We start from the raw sequence: 22,364 nt of genomic DNA on the forward strand, positions 1-22,364 counted from the left end.
GGGAGACGTATTCACTGCGTGCGGGTAGGGGAACGTTCACACGCCGCGCACAATCTTTCACTTTCGCGAATCTAGGGGAAATTCTGTGAAAAAGACTTTTACTCTCTCCTTGAGCGCTGTTGCGCTGATGGCATCGGGTATTGTTCCGGCTCAGGCAGCTGAGGCTCAGGAAGCACCTGCTCAGGTTGCTATTTCTGAAGAAGCTCGTCTCAAGATGAATGCAGAAGCTGCGCGTCACTGGTACGGTCAGCCTGTTGGCGAAGTAATTGTGCTTGGCTCAAAGGCAACTGCCCAGCAGTACCAGCGCGGCTACGTTGTTAACTACGCAGTGCAGGCAGACGGCACCACTTACGAATACCAGACCGCATTGAGCAATGAAGTGTATGCTTTCTGGACTGGCGCTAACGGTGGTGCGACGTTCGAGCAGCAGGTAGTGCGTTATGGCTACCCCATGAACACTGAAATCGCTCAGCACAACTGGCGTTATATGTCTAAGGGCGCGCTGACCCGTTTTTACCGCGAGGGTGCGGACGATAGGTACGGCACCATCTTGGCCTACCACCCCGGTGCGGGCAAGGTAATGGACCGTAGCTGGTGGCAGTACGCTGACGACGCTATTGACTGGAACGAATCAGTAGTTCTGGGTGATAGCAACCTTATTCCTAGCAGGAATAGCGGCTACGTTGCGAAGGGTTTGCAGGCAGCCGGCTACTCAGCCAACGAGTACACCGCAGCCGGTGCTGGTATTTCAGCAGTTGGTGCGGGCGGTCAGTCCATCAAGAACATGGTTGTTGATAACGGTGTTGCACTGGGTATCGGTACTCCCTGGGTTGTTAACATCCAGGCTTCAGCGGCTGACGCTGATGTTGATCCGGCAGTTCTTGAGGCAGATTTGCGTGCTACCATCGCTGAGTTGAAGAAGGTTTACCCCCACGCTCGCGTCCTGGTGAACGATGTTCCCTCAGCTAGCGACGATCAGCGTCTGAACGCTTTGAGCGAGCGTCTTGAAGCAGTTTCGGTCGATGCTGGTGCGCGTTTTGTGGCTACCCGCGGTTGGGTCACCCAGCACGGTATTGAAGCTGAAGTTGATCCCGTAACCGGCTACATTTCAGAAGCTGGTCAGACAAAGATTGCTACTTCTATGAAGTGGGCACTGCACTTTGCAATCAACAAGAAGTAAATAGTTTTTATCGCTTCATAGAGAAAGCTTCATCGCGTTCGCGGTGGGGCTTTCTTGCTGTGCGGGTGCTTTGTGCTCAAACGCTGGGGCTGCTTTGCCGTTAGACTTGTGCCGTGATGCAGTGTGATTATTTTGATGCCGGTGTGTGCTCCTCCTGTAACCAGATGGGGGTGCCTTACGCTACCCAGTTGCTTGCCAAAGAGAACGCTGCGTGTGAGCTTTTTTCTCATTGTGAGGGTCTTGTTTGGTTGCCGAGCGCTGTGAGCGATGAGTCAGCGTTTCGTAATAAAGCGAAGATTGTGGTTGCTGGAACAGTTACTGACCCGACCTTAGGTATTGTGGATGCTCGCACCGGGTGTGGCACTGACCTGTCTGGCTGCGGTCTTTATACTTTTGAAATTACACGAATTATGCCGGTGTTGCGTGAGCTCATTATTCGTGCCGGACTCACTCCCTACGATATTCCGGGGCGCAAAGGTGAGCTGAAGAATATTTTGGTAACCGCCAGTGCGAGCGGTGAGGTTATGCTGCGTTTTGTTCTGCGCTCTAAAAAGCTCCTGGTACCTATCCGCCGAGAATTGGCGCGTTTACACGAGGAGATTCCGTCTCTAGCAGTGGTTTCTATTAATCTTTTGCGTGAGCACGTTGCTTTGGTTGAGGGCGATGAAGAGATTGTGCTGACCCAGCGCACCACCCTACCTATGCAGGTGAATGAGATGACTTTGCACCTGCGTCCGCAGTCTTTCTTTCAAACGAACACGGGTATTGCTGAGGCAATGTATCACCAAGGACGCGCGTGGGTTGCCGATGTGCAACCGAAAAGCGTGTGGGATTTGTACTGCGGTGTGGGCGGGTTCGCTTTACATGCGGCAGCAGCGGCTCCGTCGGCGCAGGTTGAGGGTATAGAGATTAGCGAGGAAGCTATTCTTTCTGCCCAGCGCACCGTGGCTGAACAGAACCTTAAGAACCTGCACTTTGTTGCCGGGGACGCCACTGCTTTTGCTGTGGAGTCTGAGCGTACACCTGAGCTTTTGATTATGAACCCACCGCGTAGGGGCGTGGGGCAAGAACTGAGTCACTGGGTTGAAGAATCGGGAATTGATACGGTGATTTATTCATCGTGTAACGCAAAATCTCTGGCTAAAGACCTCACCTTTATGCCCTCTTACCAGCCCGTGGAGGCGAAGATGCTTGATATGTTCCCGCAGACCAGCCACTATGAAATGATGATGCTGCTCAAACGTAGAAGGTAGTGCCTTTCGAGTAGACCTGTGGTCTGATGCTGGCAAGCATGGGCTGAGCGGATACCTTCTGTGAAAAGTGTAGTGACCGGTGGCACTGATGCCCCTGACACGTTCACAAGCGAGGCAGCTGTTGCTTCTACAGGCACGGTGAACTGAGAAAAGGCGAGCGAAGAGGCACACGAGAAGCAGACTTTACTCATGTGGTTGACCTCGGCGATATTAAACACGTTGAGCTGTCGGCGGAACGTTTCCCCAGCACTAACGAGAGGCGGTTTGCCCGCGGCTGTGACCGTACCCGGTAAACTACTCGTAAAAATATTTTCTGAAGCAACCAGCTAAATTGTAGTAACATCAAGGATTTTTGCGGCTACTCTCCATTTTGATGTTGTCGTTATCGGTTTTGGGCAAGGCAGGCAAACCCCTTGCTCGGACTCTCGCACCGCAGGGCAAAAATGTTGCCCTGATTGAATAGTCCACCAACATGTACGGTGGCACCTGCATCAACATCGGCTAAAATAAAGAGGGGGCATTGAATACTGGTGCTTCCTTTTTCTTTATTGTTAGATGCTAAGCCTAGAGGGTGCCTTCGGTGCGTGATACTACCGGCAGTATGCCGAGTTTTTACATGAGCACGGGGCAGGAATCTATCTATAGCACCGGAACCCTGACTCCCGTGACTGAAGAGAACTGTCTTGAGGTTGCAACAGCCCGCGATTCGGTAGTGATGGGGCTGGTGCCCTTCGACCCCGCCCAACCGGCTCGACTGTGGGTTCCCGAAAGTTTTGAACGCGGCACCCTGCCTGTTACCACTGAGAAACCCATGCCCTCACTGGCATCAGTTTCAGGGCAGGATAATCCCGGCTACCGTGCCGCCGTGGCTACGGCGGTAGAATGCATGGGTAAAGGCGAACTCGATAAGGTGGTACTGGCGCGCACCCTCACCGCAGAATTTGACGCTCACCTTCACGCACCCGATGTACTGGATAACCTTCGCGCCCTCCAGCCGCGTGCCTACACCTTCTCTGTGGCGATACCGGGTACCAAACAGTACCTCATGGGCGCGTCCCCCGAACTCGTTTTCAGCACCCATGACGGCGACTTCGAAACTTTCCCCCTGGCAGGCTCAGCGCCACGTCAGACACCAGGTAGCATCGAAGACATGCAAACCGGTGAAGAACTCATGCGCTCTGCCAAAGATCGCGCTGAGCACGCCACCGTTGTTGATGATATTCGCAGGCGCCTCACCCCCCTAGTGGAGACCCTCGAAATTCCGGCAACCCCCACGCTCGTCACTACCCCGCAGCTATGGCACCTGGGCACCCGTATTCAGGGTAATCTTGCCCCCGGCATCAGTTCTTTGCAGGGCGCTCGCGCTATCCATCCGACCCCCGCAATCTGCGGTACTCCTAGAGAAGAAGCACTGGAAACCATTGCTGAGCTCGAAGACTTTGACCGCGGCTTTTTCGGTGGTTTGGTGGGGTACATGGACGCTAACGGCAACGGATCGTGGGCGCTGGTACTTCGCTGCGCTTTGGTAGGCGAGCACAGCGCTACGCTCTTTGCCGGTGCAGGCATTATCAAGGCGTCCGAGCCTGTAAAAGAGCACGAAGAAACCGCAACCAAATTGGGCACCTTTGCCCAGGCGCTGGGTGTCACAAGCCTCTAAGAGACTTTCGCGGGATTCAGCTGGTTCCTAGAATTTCTCGCACCATTTTGGGTGTGGTGACCGGGTGCAAGCTCACCGTCACCGGGGCTGAGGTAGCAACCGATATGTAGTACTCACCCTGCACAAACCATTGCACCTCAAAGTCGTATCGTTCACCGGCAGGCGTAGTGAAGCGGGCGGACGCGCGGGTATAGGGTAGCGCGTCCTGCCCCTGCTGGGTGTGATGTGGGGTGATGACGACGGCACGCGGGTCTACGGAGAGCCCATGCCCGGTGGCTTTGAGAACAGATTCTTTGGCGCTCCACAGCAGGGTGCGCAGTAAGGCTTGGTGGTTCTCGGGCGCTGTTGCCAGTAAATCTTTTTCGGGGTCGGCAAGTGCCACCCTATCGAGGCTGTTATGCAAAGAGCCACGCAATCGCTCAAGGTCAATGCCCAGCAGGATATCTGTAGCGGGGGTAAAGCCACCTACCGTCATGCCGGTTGTTCTGCTCATGTTCAGGTTCACCCCGTTAATGCGGGGTTTACCGTGTTCGGCATAACTGGTACACAGTCGGCAGGTGCGGTCCACCGGTATCTCGGCTGCAGCGGTTGGTTTTACCCCGAGAACAGAAGCTGCCATACATCGCATGAGGGTCTGCTGGGCAGCGTAGGTCATCGCATCATCGGGGTGGGTGAATTCAGCGGCTCGGCGTTGCTCTGCCATACCCACGTAGGCTAGCCAGCTCACCCCGTAACCGGAGCGCAAAATAGAGGGGGGAAGCAGAAAAAGCCTCACGGGCGGTAGCGCTGCGGTTGGGTTCACACTCATACGAGTCATTCTACCCGCGCCAGTATATGAAGGGGCGACGTTCTCGAATACATAAAACGAGTACTTATTCGCTAATGTTAGGCATATGGGAACTCACACACCAATCATCGCTGCTGCTGACGGGTCGGCCCTCGGCAACCCCGGTCCTGCCGGGTGGGCTTGGTATATTGACGAGAAAACCTGGGCTGCTGGCGGCTGGAAGCACGGCACCAACAATATGGGCGAGCTCAAAGCGGTGCTCGACCTATTTGAGGCAACGGCACACGTCCCTCAGCGCCCTCTGACGGTGATTTGTGATAGTAAGTACGTGATTGATTCCCTCACCAAATGGATGCCCGGCTGGAAGAAAAAGGGCTGGAAGAAGTCGGACGGTAAGCCCGTTCTCAATCAGGATTTGCTGAAGGCGTTGGATAAGGCGATGCAGGGGCGAACCTGCACCTTTGAATGGGTTAAGGGGCACTCGGGGCATCCTTTGAACGAGGCGGCGGACGCGCGTGCCAACGCTGCCGCGACCGCTTTCAGTAAAGGTAAAGAACCTAAGACTGGTCCTGGTTTTTCTAGGGCTGATGTGGTGAGTATCTTTACCGGCAAAATTCAGACCGTTGAACCGCGTTCTAAGAGCGAGCAGGAGTCACGCCGAGCTCACCCCACTGCCTACCTCAACGGTGATGCTCTTGATATTGCTGATCTTCAGGCTGAAGAAGAGCACAGCGCCGAGGTCGCGCAGATGGGACCGGAGCGTCTCGCCAGCCACCAAGAAGAGCTACTGCTACGTGAAGAGAATTTCAGTGATGAGCGTAAACTTGACTCTTTCTTAGCCGACGATTTTGTGTGGATTACCCCGCGCGGGGCTATTGTTTCGCGTCAGGACGTTATCGCCCACCGCCACCGCGCCTTTGTGGTGGAGGGGGAGCCCGAGACGGTGAGCTCCACCATTCTCAATGAAAACACCGCCCTGGTTACCAGCCGGGTTTTTACCAAGCGCGGGCACGTCATTCGCACCAGCCTTTGGACGCGCGAGAACTACCGCAACGAAATCGGTGCATGGGTTCTGCGCCACCGGCAGGAGAGCGCCACCTAAACTGCTGCTACACGGTCTGAAAGACTGTCTTTCGCTGTGCTTTTGGTGCAGCGTGCGCTGTGTTGGTCAGCAACTTTCTTTTTCGCATTTCACACTCCCCACATCGCCCCCCCCCCGAGCCTTAGCGCGCGTAGCATGCAAAAGCTCGGGGATCTTGATGAAACCGATTGAGGGTGCTTAGTTAGCCGATGAACATCGCCGCGTTTGCTGATTCGGTATCGGCGTAGTTGATACCCGCCTTATTCAGTGCTTCGTTGATTTGCGCGATAGCCTCTTCAACCTGGCGCTGGGTAGCTCGCCAGTTGGTCAGCACGCCCTGAAAATTAACCGATGCGGCACCCGTCCACGAATTCTGCAAATCCTGTAGTGAGGCAGTCATACCGTTCACCTCGGTGGTAATGGACTCAACGTAACTACGTGCCTGAGCACTTTTAGCTGCAATGACATCTGAATCGACAACAAACTGTGCCATGGTGGTTACTCCTAAATAGTGGTTTATAAAAAGTGCGGGTTCGTGCGAGATCCCCTTGTGAGGACGCTGCCGCTGGCTCTTGCACCCTCAGCCCGCTCAAGAATTGAGGGGGCAAGAACCTTACGGCTTCGTCTTGGTCTCTACGCTAGAGGTAGGTGAATACCGCGCGCCACTGAAAAGAAAAATCTGTGGATAACCCTGCCTCTTTTGAGGCTAAAAAGGGGTTACCCACAGATTCGTGTGTCCACAGTTGGTGTGTGTCCACAATTTTGGCTGTGGATACTTAGGGGATATGTGCCGGTATCTTCATGACAAAGGTAGCGCCGCCGCCGGCTGTATCTTCAATACTGATAGACCCGTCATGCTGGGCAATAATGGCGGCAACAATAGCCAATCCCAGCCCCGTTCCGCCGGTCTCGCGCGTCCTAGATGTATCTGCCCGATAGAAGCGCTGAAAGACTTTTTCGCGGTCTTCACCGTGGATTCCCGGTCCGTGATCGCGCACCTTGAGCACTGAGAGAAGGTTGCCGCGCGCGTCCTTTTCGGCGCCCACAGCGATTTCAAGGGGCGTCCCCTCGGGAGTGTAGCGAATAGCGTTGGTCATGAGGTTGGCAACCACCTGACGCAGACGGGATTCATCACCCATGACTGGGGCACTCACTGCCTCCTCGTCAGGATCGTGAACGCCCACCACTTCAACATCACGTTCCGGTGCTGTCGCAAAAGCGTCCGCCGCGGCATCCTGGGCCAGCTTGAGCAAATCAACTACGGTGTTCTCGTTGACGCGGCGCTCATCGATGCGTGCCAGCGTCAGCAAATCTTCCACCAGCTGCCCCATACGCTTTGACTCAGATTCAATACGCGCCATGGCCTTGCCGACGTCTTCAGGGTTTTGCAGAGCCCCGTGACGGTACAGCTCAGAATACCCGCGAATACTGACCAGGGGAGTGCGCAACTCGTGGGAGGCGTCCCCCACAAACCGGCGCATCTTCTCTTCGGAGTGCTTACGTGTATCAAAGGCCTCTTCAATATGCGCCAGCATCTGGTTCAGAGAAGTCGAGAGGTGCCCCAACTCCGTGTAGGGGTTGTAGTTTGTAATGCGCTGTGAGAGATCGCCGGACGCGATTTTGGCGGCTGTCTGCTCTACGCGGGCCAGGGGCTCGAAGGCGCGGGTAACCAACACCCAGTTCATAGCAATAGCGGCAAACAGCGTCGCCATACCAAAAGCGATAGTAAGCGTACCCACCAAAGCCAGCGTGGCATTTGACTGAGTGAGCGGGCTGGCGATGAGCACCGAGTATTCTTCAGAGTCAGTAGAAAGCGGCATAATACGCCACTGGGTATGCCCCGATACCGAGGGCACAGTAAAGCCCGTCTCTGTGTATCTCAGTACCGCTTCCCTGTTCCAGCGGCCAATCTCAGGGGCTGAATCTGCTCTGTTAGCCGTGGAAAACTGGTGTACCACGTTGCCCTCAGCGTTCAGCAAATACGCGGTATAAGCAAGCCGCGGAGTCGTATCAATCGTGCGGTCCTCGGTAGGCAAGAGGTTACCTGTAATCACCCGAGAGTTCGAAAGAATCTCATCATCAAGCTGACTCGCCAGCTGACTGCGCATAGCACTAATAGCCACCAGTGCTGTCACACTGATAGCCAGAGCAATCAGTAGCGAGCTTAAAACAACCAACTGGGTTCGCAAAGAGAGCGAACCCAGCCGGGAACGAAGGATGCGGTTCTTCATCAGCGCTGTAATTTCTAGTTTTTAGCGGTGCGTAGCAGGTAGCCGACCCCGCGCTTCGTGTGAATGAGGGGCGTTGCCTCGGGGTCGTTATCAATTTTGCGACGCAGGTACGAAATGTAAGACTCCACAATCGAGGCATCGCCGTTGAAGTCGTACTCCCACACATGATCCAGAATCTGCGCTTTTGAAAGTACCCGGTTGGGGTTGAGCATCAAATAGCGCAGCAGTTTGAACTCGGTGGGGGAGAGATCAATCTCGCGCTCGCCACGGAAGACCTCGTGGGCGTCATCATCGAGTACCAGATCATCAACGCGCAGTCGGGAATCTTCTTCTTCGTGAAGCTGAGTGCGGCGCAAAACAGCGCGAATACGTGCCACTACCTCGTCTAAGCTAAAGGGTTTAGTCACGTAGTCGTCGCCGCCCACCGTCAAGCCGGTTACTTTGGCTTCGGTGTCATCTTTAGCGGTGAGAAAAAGAACAGGGAATAAACGTCCGGACGCGCGGAGTTTGCGGGTGACGGTAAAGCCGTCCATATCGGGCATCATGACATCGAGCACCGCTAAATCGGGTGACTCGGTTTGAGCTTTCTCTAGGGCTTCACGGCCGTTGGAGGCAGTAACAACCTCAAACCCCGCAAAGCGCAGGGAGGTCGCTAGAAGTTCTAGAATGTTCGGTTCATCATCAACAACAAGGAGTTTTGCTTCAGTTTGCTTTTTCACGTTACCTATACTCTCCCTTTTAGCTGTGAATTAGCTGGAATAAAGTCTGAGGGAATCTGGTGGTTTACCGCATGCTGGGTGGGTAAAGACTTGTCACGCTAAACGGTTTTGCGTTGCAAGACCAGAAGAACCATCGCAACCATTAGCAGCACGAAGGCAGCTGGTAAAAGAACGAGTGTAATCATCGTGAGCAGTTCCGAGGGGTTGCCTGTAGACCACGTGAGTAGCAGCATGGCAAGGCCGCTGAGCGTGGCGATGACAGCGCATACAGCCCCTACACTGCCGAGCAGTCTAATGGTCTTTGCGTAGGGTAAATCTTTGTGGTGCATCATGTAATAACCCTAGCAAGGTGCTTACCGGCATTTTGAACTTTTCGTGCTTTACTTCTCACTCTGAGAGAGAAAAGTTAAACCTTTGTGCGGTTTTCAGGCTTTAATAGAACTATGTCAGAAAATGCACAGACCACCACCGAAGCTCTCTCGCCCTTTGATCGGGTGGAGGGTGCCGATGAGCAACCCAGTTTGGGCGAGCAAGTGTACCGCCGTCGCACCACCAAAATCGATGACATCATCGCTCATGCCAAGGATGTGGCTTTGCGTGGCATTCTTGAGATTACGGTCGAGAACACTATTGGGTCGGTGTACCACATGCGCGGTGAAGAGGAGCGTTTGAGCACCCACCTGTTTGAGTGTACGATGCCCGGTTACCGTGGTTGGTTCTGGTTTGCGACCCTTTCGCGTGTGCCGCGTTCTAAGCAGGTAACGGTCTGTGAGGTGGGTTTGTTGCCGGGTGATGATGCTCTGCTGGCACCCCAGTGGTTGCCGTGGTCTGAGCGCGTTTTACCTGAAGACTCGCAGGAACACGAGGACGACTTCTATGCAGAGGTCGAAGATGCAACAGATGATGTAACGGACGCTGAGGACGTCGAAGATGTACTCACAGACTCTCTTGAAAACGCTGATGAAGAGCTTTAAATTCACACCGTAATGCTGGGGTTCGTAGCGGCTTGCGCGAGTGGTTGAATCTACAAGGGGCGCATCCGTGAAGAAAAACTTTTTCTTTACGGACGCGCCCCTTTGTATCTCTGTCGGAGAAGCTAGCGATGTGTGCTTTTAGAGGTTTTCTACCACGTAGTCGATGCAGTTCAGCAGTGCTGATACATCATCTGGGTCGATGGCGCTGAAGGTTGCGATGCGTAGCTGGTTGCGACCCAGCTTGCGGTAGGGCTCGGTGTCTACAAGACCGTTAGTGCGAAGTGTCTTGGCGATAGCGGCGGCATCGACGTCCTTGGTGAAATCGATGGTGGTAATAACGTTGGAACGCTCATCGGGGTTAGTCACGAAGGGGGTTGCAAACGGTGAGCGTTCAGCCCAGGAGTACACGCGTGAAGCAGAGTCAGCGGTGCGGGCTGTCGCGAAGCTCAGACCGCCGTTATCGTTGAGCCACTTAATTTGCTCGTTGAGCATCACCAGCGTTGCCAGGGCAGGGGTGTTGTAGGTCTGATTTTTCAGAGAATTATCAACGGCTGTCGGCAGTGACAGTGAATCGGGAACCCAACGATCCGATGCACCAATCTTTTCAACACGCTCTAGCGCGGCGGGGGAGAATAGACCCAGCCACAGACCACCGTCTGACGCGAAGTTTTTCTGGGGTGAGAAGTAGTAAACATCTGATTCACGAATATCAAGGTCTAAGCCGCCTGCGGCACTGGTTGCATCAATAAGAATCAGCGCCTTGTCGTCAATACCTCCAGGACGCGCCACCGGAGCGAAAACACCGGTTGAGGTTTCGTTGTGGGGCCAGGCATAGACATCCACACCCTCTTCAGCGCGGGCTACCGGGCGGGTGCCGGGCTCAGCGGTAATGATTGAAGATTCCTCCAAAAAAGGGGCATTCTTGGTGGCTGAAGCGAATTTAGAACCGAACTCACCGAAGGAAAGATGCTGAGCCTTGGACTCTACGAGACCGAACGTCGCTGAATCCCAGAAGGATGTCGCACCGCCATTACCCAAAATTACTTCGTAGTCGCTGGGTGCTCCGTAGAAAGTCTTTAAACCTTCACGAATCTCGCTCACCAGATTTTTAACGGGAGCCTGACGATGGGATGTCCCCATTAGCTTGGCACCTGCATCCGCCACAGCCTGCACCTGCGCGGCACGAACTTTCGAAGGGCCCGCGCCGAAGCGTCCATCTGCCGGCAGCAGATCGGCGGGAATAGTTGGGAACTCAGTCACTTTTACTCCATTTCGTTGGTGGCCTACGCACTGGGAACGTCGTGAGGGGGCTGCAAAGACCACATGTACTTCTATTGTGCAGGGCGAGTGGCGATAACAAAGACTTATGAAGCGAACCTGAAGAATTTTTCGATATTTGAGACAGCCCACGGGCCAAAGGAGCCATAAAAGAGGAGCATTTTTTTGTTCTGCCCGCGAAAACAGGGTTTAGGTAGCACTAAATAATGGCACACTATAGATATAACAGGATATTTATTCATCACAGAAGATAACCGGCCTACAGTTCTGGTCGGTGAGGAACCGGGAAAAGGTGAGCGCGTGGCGGACTTAATTGATACAACCGAGATGTATCTACGCACAATTCTTGAGCTTGAAGAAGAAGGCATTACACCCATGCGCGCTCGTATTGCCGAGCGTCTTGAGCACTCTGGACCTACCGTGTCGCAGACTGTTGCTCGCATGGAACGTCACGGATTGGTTGAAGTTGCCGAAAACCGTTCTTTGCAGCTGACGGATGAAGGACGCCGCAAAGCGGTTGAGGTGATGCGTAAACACCGTCTGGCTGAGCGTCTGCTGGCTGATGTGATTGGTCTTGATCTGGAATACATCCATGATGAAGCCTGCCGCTGGGAGCACGTCATGAGCGAACGCGTGGAACGCCGTCTGCTGGAGCTACTAGATAACCCAAAATTCTCACCTTACGGTAACGCGATTCCCGGTTTGGAAGAGCTGGGTGATGTTAGCGAGGTTAACGACTCTCGCACGGTATCTATGGCAATTGCAGCTAAAGACTCCTCTGAATCTGACCTTTTCGTGGTGTCGCGTTTGCCCGAGTTTGTGCAGACCGATATCGATCTTTTGGGCAAGCTGACTGACGCCGGCATTGTCTACGGCGCTAAGGTTTCTGTGGTTTCAACGGGTCAAGGCATCCGCGTTAAAGCGGTAGGTCATGATGATGCTCTGACGCTCAGCCACGAAATAGCAGATGCAATCGTTGTAAAACGTTCCTAAGGACAGTGCCACGGGCGGGACTCGGTGCGGACGTGTGTTCCTGGTACTCAGGGGCACGCGTCCTTTGTTTTGCCCTTAGTAAGTGGCGTTATCAAATCGTTACCTTTGAAGGTTTTTGTGACCTTTGACTGCCCTTAAGGGGCCTCTAGTGAGGTTTGCGGGGTGTTGAAGTAACGATTTTTGGTTACGTGACGAAGCTTTCTTAACCGTACTGATGGGCGGGGAAAAAATTTAGGACGATTGTAAAAAGCCTAGTGAAACGACTTTTATGCGGCTTTAGGTAGATCTCTTTGGGTGGCTCGCCCCTTACCTTGCAAGCGGAAATCTATCAAAACTATATATTTTCGTGACCAAAACGTGACAATTGCTCAGAAGCTGTGTAATGTCTTATCTCGTGCTCATCACTGGTCGGATAGCACCTCCGAGAACTGAACGCCTAGTTCTGCCACAGTTCACACATATCGGAGTTTACTTTTATCACTGCTCGGCAGAAGCGGGGGAACCAAATTTTGGTTCCAACTTTAGGTTGAGAACCTAGGGGTTAAGTCATCTTCACCGATGACCGAGTGACTTCCTACTCGAACCCGACAGCTCACCTCGTTCGGCACTGGAGGAAAACTACAATGGCTTCAAAAACTGTACGCAACGCGTCAATCATCGCAATGGCAACCGCAGCAGTTGCAGGTTCAATCGTTCCCGCAAACGCATTCGCAATTGCAGCACCCGTAGAGGCAGCAACCGCTTTCTCAGCTCCCTCAATCACCAACTACACCTCATACAACAACCAGGAAGTTATTTCGGGTTACACATACACTTACGAGGCACCCGTTGAAGCTCCCGCAGCTGAAATCGCAAACGTTGAAGGCACACGTGCAACAGTCCTTGCGGCAGCTCAGAACGGTCTCGGCGGCTCATACGTATGGGGCGGTAAAACCTTCAAGACTTGGGACTGCTCAGGTTTCGTTTCATGGGTATACGCACAGGCTGGCATCAACCTGACCGCTTACACCTACACCATGGCAACCGAGCTGGTTCCCACCTCAACCCCTCAGCCCGGTGATATCGTCTTCACCAACGGCTACGCACACGTAGGCATCTACGTTGGCAACGGCAAAATGATCTCAGCTCTCAACCCCTCACAGGGCACTCTTGAAACTTCAGTAGACGGTGGCGGCTTCATGCCCGTTGACGGCTACTACACCTACGCAGGTCTCTAAACCATAGACTGAGCACTCATGTGTTTCCTTCAGTGCTGACTGGTCAATAACCAGCATTGATATTGTCTTCATAAAATTTATTCTGCGCCTCAACCGCGTTGGAATTGCTCATCGAAATCATAATCGGTGGATGCGGCCCCATAGAACGACCAGCTACGGGCCGCATTTTTTATGCCCAAAAATTTTTACACCGTTAGACTAGAGGTTATGGCTACGCAATTTGAATCTCCCACCTCAAGTTCAGATGAAGAATTTAAGTACATGGCAATCGGTATGCTCGGCGGCGCGATCCCCGGCATCATCATCGGTTTGCTCATGTCAATTCCGCTGGGGCACGCTGCAATGTGGGTGTCAGTTATCGGTGGCATTGGCGTCGTCATCGGGCTAATTGTTGCGCGAGTGCTCTACAAAAAACGCTCGCAGAGCAAGAGTACCGGCAAAAGTAAATAGTTTAGAGGCTTTCTAGTTCTTCTTGTATGTTCAGGCGCGCAGATTCTTCCCAGAGGTTGCGCGCCTTTTCGGTGCTAAAGAGGCATGGTCGCTCTAACGCCTCTTGCAGGAAAGCACGGCGTTCAGCTCTGAACTCGGTATCACTGTAGGCGCTATATTTAGCGCGAATCCCCGCACAGTACCTGCGGTAGCGAGGGCGAGCGGCGGCAAGAATCGCCATATCTGCATCAAGAAAAGCACCTACTTGCTTATAGGTGAGACTCTCTATCTCATCCAATCGGTGGGTTGCAGTTATCTCAATCAGTTGAGCACAAACATCCCACTGAGTAACACTGAGGACCTTGTTTTTAACCAAAGGAGCCAGCATATCGCGGGCTGCTTCGGCTGAAGCCTGTTTATCAGCACTGGGAGTTGCCGTATAGATGATGTTGTGGAACCACGCCGCCAAAAAAATTTCAAGAGGAACCTCTTCAAGAAGCACCTCAAGGTGGGTAAGCATCTCAAGCAGGTGGGCGCTATTGTGATAGGCACGTTCGGGAGCCTGCCACGCATCAAGGAGGTATTCACCCATATCGACAGACTCGGGCAGTCGTTGCGTCCACATCTTGAGCAGTGTCCCACGAATCTTGTGAGGACGTTCTTTGAATGGCACCCGTAACCCCGAGCGGATGAGCGTACGGGTCAGCTCAGTACCTGTAACCTTACGAGCGCCAGCAGTAATTAGGGTGTCGTACAGTTCAGCGGGAATATCGTAATGGTCCATATCAAAAGCCCGCAATGAGAGATGCTGCCGTTTCGCGAAATTGTGCAACTCATCAAGACTCACATCAGATACTAGATGCGAAAATACAGTGCCGTGCGCGGGCCAAACAGGCGGATCAATGAGAATCATGGGTTAAGTGTAGTTTGGGTGTGTCCGGGGTACCGCATATAATGGAGTAGCTTTATGTTTGTAGCTCAGCTGCACGTCAATTTTCCGAGCGTGCGAGGAGATAAAAATTGGGGTGTAGGGGCGAGCGTAAGCGAGTAATCCCCTGAGCGTTAGTTGTGGGGGATACAATATATAAATATGCCTTTGTAGCTCAGGGGATAGAGCACCGCTCTCCTAAAGCGGGTGTCGCTGGTTCGAATCCAGTCAAGGGCACTTTGTCATAGAACCCACCCGTTGTTGTAGCGGGTGGGTTTTTTAGTTTGGCATTGCGTGCAGAGTCTAAACGTATTTCTTATTGTTGTTCTGGTAGCTCTCCGCGGGTGAAGGCGTCTACTTTGCCGCGTACTAGTCGCAGGCAGAGGTAGGCGAGTTGGGCGAGGAGCAGGATGAAGAGTGCCCAGCGGGCGCTGATGAGTGCGGATGCGATGCCCACCACGGAGCCTGCGGGGTTGGCGAGGGCGGCGTTGAGCGCTAGGTTGCCGGTGCCGTAGATAATTGCGAAGAGTACCGGCAGGGGCAGATGTAGGGAACGTTCGCGCAGTGAAAGGTGAGAAGCGAAGATCATGCCAGTCCAGGTCAATAAGCATACAAAAGGCACGATTAGGGCGGCCGAGAGGTGGTAGGTGGCGTACTGTGCGATGTAATCGGGGTCTGTGCTGCCAGCGAATGCTTCTATCTCGTCACGTCCAAAACTGAAGAGTAGTTCTGGCACAGTGTTGCCTGCGAAGTGTGAGAACTGGGGGAGTACCCATAAATAGTTGTAGGCGATTAGTGAGAAGGAGACGATGAAACCTACCACCAGGTACATGTTTGAGGAGGACTTGGTAGGGTCGGCGTAGAGTTCACCCTGCCGGTATCGAGAATCAGCTGCTGACATCTTAGCTGTGGTGCGGGTAGGTGGTGTGGTTGCTTCGAGCTGAGCTTTATCACCGTAGAGACGCTTTTTCTGACTTTTTGAAAGACCCATAGCATCCATTATGCCGTCTGCTGAAAGTTTGTCCCAAGGTGGAGGTGAGGCGGCATCGAATATATCTTCGGTTTACACTTAAAGCACCATGGATCACTTGTTTGATGATGACTTTATGCCCACTTCCCGCTCCAAGGTGCAGAATACGCCCCTTGATGAACAGTCGCGTCCTCATGCCCCGGTAGTGGAGGAACCTCCTTCCGATCCCTACTATGATGCTGTGCCTGCAGATGATGATTTTATGCCTCCGAGTTATCAGGTGGGTAGGAGCAGTTTTGCTCCCGCTGCACCTGCAAGGCATGAGGTAAGTTCTCCGATGGCAGTGCGTTTGACGGAAGGGCTGAACGAGCAGCAGCATGAGGCAGTGGTTCACGCAGATGCTCCCCTGTTGATTGTGGCGGGCGCTGGATCGGGCAAAACCCGTGTATTGACTCACCGCATTGCTTATTTGTTGGCGACCGGACGCGCCCACCAGGGGCAGATTCTGGCAATCACATTCACTAACAAGGCAGCCATGGAGATGCGCGAGCGTATTGCGCAGCTGATTGGGCCCAGGGCGCAGCACATGTGGATTTCAACCTTCCACTCCTTCTGCGTGCGCGTTTTGCGCCGCGAAGCGAAGACGCTGGGGCTCAAGACTACTTTCTCGATTTACGATTCGGCGGATTCTTTGCGTCTGCTGACGCTGATTGCTAAGCAGCACAATCTTGATCCTAAGAAGTTCGCGCCGCGAGCTATTGCTAACAAGATTTCTGGTCTGAAGAATGAGCTGATTTCAGCTGACCAGTACGCTATGCAGGTGAGCCCTTCAAACCCGTATGGGAGCGCGATTTCAAAGGTTTATAGCGATTACACTGCACGGTTGCGCGCAGCTAATTCCCTTGATTTTGATGATCTCATTGCCCAAACGGTGTACCTATTGCGTGCTTTTCCGCAGGTCGCTGAGTATTATCGCAGGCGTTTTCGCCACATTTTGGTGGATGAGTACCAGGACACCAACCACGCTCAGTATGCCCTGGTCCGTGAACTGGTGGGTGCCCACCGTCGTACTGAGGAGCAGGGACCGTACCCGGATGCTTTGCCCCCTGCTGAGCTGACGGTTGTGGGTGATTCTGACCAGTCAATTTATGCTTTCCGCGGCGCTGATATTCGAAATATCACTGATTTTGAGAGCGACTATAAAAACGCACGTACCATTTTGCTGGAGCAGAACTACCGCTCCACTCAGAACATTTTGAGTGCCGCGAATGCGGTGATTGAGCGCAATACAGACCGTCGCCCCAAGAAGCTGTGGACGGCATCGGGCGATGGCGCCAAAATCACCGGTTACGTTGCCGACTCTGAGCATCTTGAGGCGCGTTTTATCGCCCAAGAAGTAGATCGTCTACGCGATGAAAAAGGCGTGGCACCCGGCGATATTGCGGTTTTCTACCGCACCAATGCCCAATCGCGCACCCTCGAAGAAGCCCTCATGAAAGTTGGCCTGCCCTACCGCGTGGTCGGTGGCACTCGCTTCTACGAGCGCAAAGAAATCAAGGACGCGCTTGCCTACTTGCGTGCTTTAGTGAACCCCGATGACGATATCAACGTGCGTCGTGTTCTTAACGAACCCAAGCGAGGCATCGGAGCTAAATCTGAGTCTGTGGTTGCTGACTTCGCGTCACGAGAGCGCATTTCTTTCATGGCGGCAGCCCGCCGCACCGGCGATATTCAAGACTTAGGCGCGGCAGGCTCCAAAAAAATTGCTGCTTTCGTGCAGCTGATGGATGACCTAGCGCAAATCGCAGAAACCGAGGACGCTGCAACCTGTCTTGAAGCCGTGCTGGAACAAACCGGCTACTTACAGGCACTGCGAGAATCTAACGATATTCAGGACGAGACCCGCGTAGAAAACCTCTCGGAGCTGGTGGATGCCGTCCGCGACTTCCAGAATGACAACGAGGGAGCGTCCTTACCTGACTTTCTGGAGCACGTTGCTCTAGTTGCCGATGCCGATCAGATTCCCCATAAGCCCGGTGCCAACGCTGATGGTCACGAACCCAGCGCCGCCCAGATTGCTCAAGAGGCAGAACAGGCGCGCTCGCAGGGTGTTATCACTTTGATGACCCTGCATACAGCTAAGGGCTTGGAGTTCCCGGTGGTCTTTTTGACCGGCTTGGAACACGGGCTTTTCCCGCACCAGCGGGCACTAACTGATGATAGCGAGATGAGCGAGGAGCGCCGTCTTGCCTACGTGGGTCTTACCCGCGCGATGGAACGTCTTTACATTACGCGCGCTGAGATGCGTTCGATGTGGGGTAAGAGTCAGTATAACCCGCCTTCTCCCTTCATTGAGGAGATTCCGCAGGAACTCATTGACTGGAAACGTCGTGGGGGAGCATCCACTGGCGCGGGGTGGGGCGGTAGTAGCTATAGCGGTTACGGTAGCCCCGTTTACTCTGACCGTTTTAGCAGTGCGACCTCTTACGGGAGTGTTGAACGTGAGAGGTTTGGGCGTTCATCAACAGCCGATGCTGCTGGTTTGAAAGCCGCTGCCAAAAATGTCTCCCGTGTGGAACCTCAAAAAGAGATTCCCCTGCTTGCCGTGGGCGATAAGGTTTCGCACGCGAAATTTGGTGAGGGCAACATTATCGCAGTTGAGGGCTCTGGCGATAAAACGGTGGCTAAGGTGCGTTTTGCGGGCGAGGAGAAGCGTCTCATGCTGCGTTATGCGCCTCTGACCAAGCTGTAAGCGGGTACTTAACGCTTCTCAAAAGTAACCTTATGATAAAGAGTGAGCGCACCCGGCGCTTACAAGTTTTAGTAATGAAAGTAGAAAATGCAAGAGGACGCAGTAGCCTCACCGGCAGAAGAATTTACCGAGGTGATGGATGCGGTGACTGATACCCGGTTTCAGATGACCGATCTTACCGATTTGACCTTATTCCGTATTGAGATTGACCCGGATTCGGCTGCTGCCCAGCGTATGGAGAAGGTCTTGGGCGCTAAGTTCCCCCGGTGGGAGGGCGAAGTTACCGGTGACATGACGGGTAGGGAAGTGCTGTACGGTACCCGTCAGATTGTGGCTAACTTGTTCAACCGTGAGAATGTCTTTTTGATTGTGACGCGAGTTGATCAGATTAAGTTGGGGCGTGCTCTTGAGGCGGCGCTGGCGCACGATGATGGGCTGGTGCTCAATGTGTCGGTGAACCGCGCGGTGATTAACCTCAGCGGCCCCGATGCTGCTCGTATTTTGGCGGATAACGTGCTCTTTGAAAATAAGCCCAAGTATTTCGCGCCGGGTATGGCGTTCCGTGTGATGGTTGAGGACGCAGAGTTGATGCTGTGGAAGATCGCTGAGGAGGAGTACCTGATGATTCCCCGAGCTTCTGATACTGCCCCGTTCGTCATCAATATTCTTGATGCCATTAGCGAACACCGGGCGTAAACAGCCAGTAATTTATGCATTTTTTTGCTCGCTTGTTTCTTGATGCGTTAGGGTGTTTTCGCTCATATCGGTTACAGTTGAAAGTAGCGGGACTCTCTGTTCTTTAGCTCTCTTGCCAGGGCCGTGAGCGCAGATTGTTCTCAAGGTAAGAGCCCGGTGCTTTGAGTGTTACCGGGCTGAGACTTCGAAGAAGAAGGATACCCCTGTGGACCTGTTTGAATACCAGGCACGCGACCTTTTTGAGAAGCACGGCGTTCCCGTGCTTCAGGGCATCGTGGCTACCACCCCTGAAGAAGCTAAAGCTGCTGCTGAGAAGATTGGCGGCGTCACCGTTGTCAAGGCTCAGGTTAAGGTAGGCGGACGCGGTAAGGCTGGCGGCGTGAAAGTCGCTAAGACCGCTGATGAGGCTTTTGAGTACGCACAGCAGATTCTCGGTATGGACATTAAGGGTCACACCGTAGAGCGCGTCATGATCGCCCAGGGCGCTGACATTGCTGAAGAGTACTACTTCTCCATTCTGCTGGACCGCGCTAACCGCACCTACTTGGCGATGTGCTCGGTTGAGGGCGGTATGGATATCGAAACCCTCGCTGCCGAGCGCCCCGAAGCGCTTGCTAAGGTTGAGGTCAACCCCGCTGAAGGGCTGAACGAGGCTAAGGCGAAGGAAATCGTCGAAGCAGCTGGCTTCCCCTCTGAACTCCAGGACGATGTTGCTGCTGTTCTCGTGAAGCTGGGCGAGGTCTACGACAAGGAAGACGCGACCCTCGTTGAGGTTAACCCGCTGGTAAAGACTGGCGATGGTAAGATTCTTGCTCTTGACGGCAAGGTCTCATTGGACGACAACGCTGAGTTCCGCCAGCCAGACCACGAGTCACTGGTTGATAAGTCAGCAGAAAACCCGCTGGAAGCTAAGGCTAAAGAAAACGACCTTAACTACGTGAAGCTCGACGGTGAAGTCGGCATCATCGGTAACGGCGCTGGTCTTGTCATGTCAACCCTGGACGTTGTTGCTTATGCTGGCGAAAACCATGGCAACGTGAAGCCCGCTAACTTCCTCGACATCGGTGGCGGTGCGTCCGCTGAGGTCATGGCAGCAGGTCTTGACATCATTCTCAACGATGAGCAGGTCAAGTCTGTATTCGTCAATGTCTTCGGCGGCATTACCGCGTGTGACGCTGTTGCAAACGGCATCGTAAAGGCCCTTGAAATCCTCGGCGATAAGGCAACTAAGCCCCTCGTTGTTCGCCTTGACGGTAACAACGTTGAAGAAGGTCGCCGCATCCTCAACGAAGCTAACCATCCGCTGGTATACCAGGCAGAGACCATGGATTCAGGTGCTGACAAGGCAGCTGAACTGGCTCATACCGCCTAAATTCGCAGTATAGAAGAATCTTAAAGAAGGTTAAAACTATGTCTATCTTTTTGAACAAAGACTCAAAGGTCATCGTTCAGGGTATTACCGGCGGCGAAGGCTCAAAGCACACCGCGCGTATGCTCGCTTACGGAACCAATATCGTGGGCGGTGTGAACGCCCGTAAAGCTGGCACCACCGTTACCCACACCAACAAGGACGGCGAGCAGGTTGAACTCAACGTATTCGGCTCAGTTGCTGAGGCAGTTGAGAAGACTGGCGCTGACGTCTCCATTGTTTTCGTGCCCCCGGCATTCACCAAGGACGCAGTCATCGAGGCTATCGACGCTGAAGTTCCTCTGGTTGTCGTCATTACCGAGGGTATCCCTGTTCAGGATTCAGCTGAGTTCTGGGCACACGCTAAGTCAAAGGTTGATGCTGATGGCAAGCAGATTACCCGCATTATTGGCCCTAACTGCCCCGGTATCATCACCCCCGGTGAAGCCAACGTAGGCATCACCCCCGGTGACATCACAGGTAAGGGCAAGATCGGTCTGGTTTCAAAGTCGGGTACTCTGACTTACCAGATGATGTTTGAACTGCGCGATATCGGATTCACTACCGCCATTGGTATTGGCGGTGATCCCGTCATCGGTACCACTCACATTGACGCTCTGGAGGCTTTTGAGGCTGACCCCGAGACCGAAGCGATTGTGATGATTGGTGAGATTGGTGGCGACGCTGAGGAACGTGCTGCTGATTTTATCAAGGCGAATGTGACTAAGCCTGTTGTTGGCTACGTCGCAGGCTTTACCGCTCCTGAGGGTAAGACTATGGGGCACGCAGGCGCTATTGTCTCGGGTTCATCAGGTACTGCTCAGGCGAAGAAAGAAGCTCTTGAGGCTGCTGGTGTGAAGGTCGGTAAGACTCCCTCAGAGACCGCCCAGCTGATGCGCGAAATCTTCGCTAACAAAGTAAATTAGTTTGGCCTTAAGCCGCTAGGCTCCTGGGGTCATGTATGCCTCCAGGAGTCTTGGTTTTATCTCAGCTGATACTATGTGTTAAAAATAGGATAGATGAAATCGTCAACAAGGTGGGGGCTGACCAGTTCACTGGTCAGCCCCCACCTGTCTATGCCTTACAGGTTAGATTAGGATGTCGCTGAGGTTGAGTTGGGGTTAAACAGACGCCGAAGGGGGTGTTGCCACCGATAACGAAGTTCTGACTACCAGTACGGTTGCCACCGTTAGCCCATGTGAGGGTAATGGTGTCGATAGGTTTGGGGAATGATAGAGTAACGGTACCTTCTTTAGAGGCAGACCTTAGGCTTGTCCTTGTGGCGCTGAATGAGGTGGTGTCGCCACTCGTGGAAATCTTAGCATCGCCAGTAACCCTAGGGGCAGGAGTCACTTTTCCCATCAGGGAGGACTTGACGGTATAAACGTCCTGCCAGCTACCGCCCTAGTCAATGTCACCGATGATAAAAGAGAAGCCGGTGACTGGGGTTGAGAAGCTCATAGTCATGGTGGATTTCTGGCTGCCTCCGGTGTAACCCCTGGCGTCTTTCGCTAGTGATTGGACGAAGAAGTAGTCTGACAACCCGGAGTATGAGGGGTAAGCAATGCTTTCACTACTCTTCCTGGTCATCAGATTTTGAGTGCCAGAGAGTGAAGGACCAGTTGAAGAGACATGGTTAATGGTGAGAACCACCTGACCATCGTTGGCTACAACGCTACCTGAGTGGCTGGTGCTGCCCTTTGCAGATACAGGCGTGCTACGAACGAAGTTGGTCCAAGTGATGCGGGTGGTATGCCTGATGCAGGTAGTAGGACTAGCAGCGTGGGCAGGAACGGCTGTAGCTGAGATGA

At 53.5% G+C, this 22,364-nt stretch carries 20 protein-coding genes, 1 tRNA gene and 1 riboswitch; of the genes, 13 read left to right on the forward strand and 8 right to left on the reverse strand.

Annotation, left to right across the window (positions count from 1 at the left end; all coding sequences use genetic code 11):
• Positions 1–85 precede the first annotated feature (85 nt).
• The 3 genes from JR346_RS01860 (at position 86) to JR346_RS01870 (ending at position 4,090) form a co-directional block, all read left to right on the forward strand.
• Positions 86–1,180, forward strand: a complete 1,095-nt coding sequence (locus JR346_RS01860; protein WP_205482696.1) for an SGNH/GDSL hydrolase family protein — start codon at positions 86–88, stop codon at positions 1,178–1,180.
• Positions 1,181–1,296: 116 nt separating this feature from the next.
• Positions 1,297–2,433, forward strand: coding sequence for a 23S rRNA (uracil(747)-C(5))-methyltransferase RlmC (gene rlmC / locus JR346_RS01865; RefSeq protein WP_205483809.1), 1,137 nt, complete (start codon positions 1,297–1,299; stop codon positions 2,431–2,433).
• 580 nt (positions 2,434–3,013) lie between these two features.
• A complete protein-coding gene (locus JR346_RS01870; RefSeq protein WP_240333978.1) occupies positions 3,014–4,090 on the forward strand; it encodes an isochorismate synthase MenF in 1,077 nt (358 codons plus the stop codon).
• 16 nt (positions 4,091–4,106) lie between these two features.
• Here JR346_RS01870 and JR346_RS01875 read toward each other — a convergent pair whose 3' ends face one another.
• The gene (locus JR346_RS01875) at positions 4,107–4,898 is read right to left on the reverse strand and encodes a 4'-phosphopantetheinyl transferase superfamily protein (RefSeq protein WP_205482707.1); all 792 of its coding nucleotides are present in this window, start codon (positions 4,896–4,898) and stop codon (positions 4,107–4,109) included.
• Between the two features lie 85 nt (positions 4,899–4,983).
• On the opposite strand from JR346_RS01875, the gene JR346_RS01880 reads away from it, so the two are divergent.
• Positions 4,984–5,979: an RNase H family protein gene (locus tag JR346_RS01880; protein ID WP_205482709.1), complete on the forward strand. Its 996-nt coding sequence runs from the start codon at positions 4,984–4,986 to the stop codon at positions 5,977–5,979.
• A gap of 181 nt (positions 5,980–6,160) precedes the next feature.
• On the opposite strand, the gene JR346_RS01885 is transcribed toward JR346_RS01880, so the two are convergent.
• The 4 genes from JR346_RS01885 to JR346_RS01900 all read right to left on the reverse strand — a co-directional run bounded on the left by JR346_RS01885 (position 6,161) and on the right by JR346_RS01900 (position 9,240).
• Positions 6,161–6,451 carry a WXG100 family type VII secretion target gene (locus JR346_RS01885; RefSeq protein ID WP_204878006.1) on the reverse strand — a complete coding sequence of 97 codons (291 nt, stop codon included), beginning with the start codon at positions 6,449–6,451 and terminating at the stop codon, positions 6,161–6,163.
• A gap of 283 nt (positions 6,452–6,734) precedes the next feature.
• Positions 6,735–8,189, reverse strand: a complete 1,455-nt coding sequence (locus JR346_RS01890) for a cell wall metabolism sensor histidine kinase WalK (RefSeq protein ID WP_205482718.1) — start codon at positions 8,187–8,189, stop codon at positions 6,735–6,737.
• A 14-nt stretch (positions 8,190–8,203) separates the two neighbouring features.
• On the reverse strand, positions 8,204–8,908 hold the full coding sequence (locus JR346_RS01895; protein WP_370592542.1) for a response regulator transcription factor: 705 nt from the start codon (positions 8,906–8,908) through the stop codon (positions 8,204–8,206).
• Positions 8,909–9,006: 98 nt separating this feature from the next.
• Entirely contained in the window at positions 9,007–9,240 is a 234-nt protein-coding gene (locus JR346_RS01900) for a hypothetical protein (protein ID WP_205482720.1), read from the reverse strand.
• Between the two features lie 111 nt (positions 9,241–9,351).
• Here JR346_RS01900 and JR346_RS01905 point away from each other — a divergent pair, with 111 nt between their 5' ends.
• The gene (locus JR346_RS01905) at positions 9,352–9,882 is read left to right on the forward strand and encodes a DUF3027 domain-containing protein (RefSeq protein ID WP_205482722.1); all 531 of its coding nucleotides are present in this window, start codon (positions 9,352–9,354) and stop codon (positions 9,880–9,882) included.
• Between the two features lie 138 nt (positions 9,883–10,020).
• Here the strand turns inward: JR346_RS01905 and serC are convergent, their stop codons facing one another.
• Entirely contained in the window at positions 10,021–11,142 is a 1,122-nt protein-coding gene (serC, locus tag JR346_RS01910; protein WP_205482732.1) for a phosphoserine transaminase, read from the reverse strand.
• A 318-nt stretch (positions 11,143–11,460) separates the two neighbouring features.
• Between serC and JR346_RS01915 the strand changes: the two genes are divergently transcribed.
• The 3 genes from JR346_RS01915 (at position 11,461) to JR346_RS01925 (ending at position 13,820) form a co-directional block, all read left to right on the forward strand.
• Entirely contained in the window at positions 11,461–12,153 is a 693-nt protein-coding gene (locus JR346_RS01915; RefSeq protein ID WP_204878001.1) for a metal-dependent transcriptional regulator, read from the forward strand.
• Between the two features lie 450 nt (positions 12,154–12,603).
• Positions 12,604–12,774, forward strand: a riboswitch (cyclic di-AMP (ydaO/yuaA leader).
• Between the two features lie 2 nt (positions 12,775–12,776).
• Entirely contained in the window at positions 12,777–13,370 is a 594-nt protein-coding gene (locus JR346_RS01920; RefSeq protein WP_204878000.1) for a C40 family peptidase, read from the forward strand.
• A gap of 207 nt (positions 13,371–13,577) precedes the next feature.
• Positions 13,578–13,820 carry a hypothetical protein gene (locus tag JR346_RS01925; protein WP_204877999.1) on the forward strand — a complete coding sequence of 81 codons (243 nt, stop codon included), beginning with the start codon at positions 13,578–13,580 and terminating at the stop codon, positions 13,818–13,820.
• 1 nt (position 13,821) lies between these two features.
• Here JR346_RS01925 and JR346_RS01930 read toward each other — a convergent pair whose 3' ends face one another.
• Positions 13,822–14,712 carry a DUF4031 domain-containing protein gene (locus tag JR346_RS01930; RefSeq protein WP_205482734.1) on the reverse strand — a complete coding sequence of 297 codons (891 nt, stop codon included), beginning with the start codon at positions 14,710–14,712 and terminating at the stop codon, positions 13,822–13,824.
• Positions 14,713–14,891: 179 nt separating this feature from the next.
• On the opposite strand from JR346_RS01930, the gene JR346_RS01935 reads away from it, so the two are divergent.
• Positions 14,892–14,964 (forward strand) — tRNA-Arg (locus JR346_RS01935).
• A 79-nt stretch (positions 14,965–15,043) separates the two neighbouring features.
• On the opposite strand, the gene JR346_RS01940 is transcribed toward JR346_RS01935, so the two are convergent.
• A complete protein-coding gene (locus JR346_RS01940; RefSeq protein WP_205482736.1) occupies positions 15,044–15,718 on the reverse strand; it encodes a hypothetical protein in 675 nt (224 codons plus the stop codon).
• A gap of 88 nt (positions 15,719–15,806) precedes the next feature.
• Between JR346_RS01940 and JR346_RS01945 the strand changes: the two genes are divergently transcribed.
• From JR346_RS01945 to sucD, 4 genes are all read left to right on the forward strand, one after another.
• Positions 15,807–18,449 carry a UvrD-helicase domain-containing protein gene (locus tag JR346_RS01945; protein WP_240333979.1) on the forward strand — a complete coding sequence of 881 codons (2,643 nt, stop codon included), beginning with the start codon at positions 15,807–15,809 and terminating at the stop codon, positions 18,447–18,449.
• 87 nt (positions 18,450–18,536) lie between these two features.
• On the forward strand, positions 18,537–19,145 hold the full coding sequence (locus JR346_RS01950) for a hypothetical protein (protein ID WP_204877996.1): 609 nt from the start codon (positions 18,537–18,539) through the stop codon (positions 19,143–19,145).
• A gap of 205 nt (positions 19,146–19,350) precedes the next feature.
• Positions 19,351–20,517 (forward strand): ADP-forming succinate--CoA ligase subunit beta, encoded by a 1,167-nt coding sequence (gene sucC, locus JR346_RS01955; protein WP_205482738.1) that lies wholly within the window; start codon positions 19,351–19,353, stop codon positions 20,515–20,517.
• 38 nt (positions 20,518–20,555) lie between these two features.
• Entirely contained in the window at positions 20,556–21,479 is a 924-nt protein-coding gene (sucD, locus tag JR346_RS01960; RefSeq protein ID WP_205482740.1) for a succinate--CoA ligase subunit alpha, read from the forward strand.
• Positions 21,480–22,364 lie beyond the last annotated feature (885 nt).

This window comes from Rothia sp. ZJ932, from assembly GCF_016924835.1.
In the GTDB taxonomy this organism is placed as follows: Bacteria; Actinomycetota; Actinomycetes; order Actinomycetales; family Micrococcaceae; genus Rothia.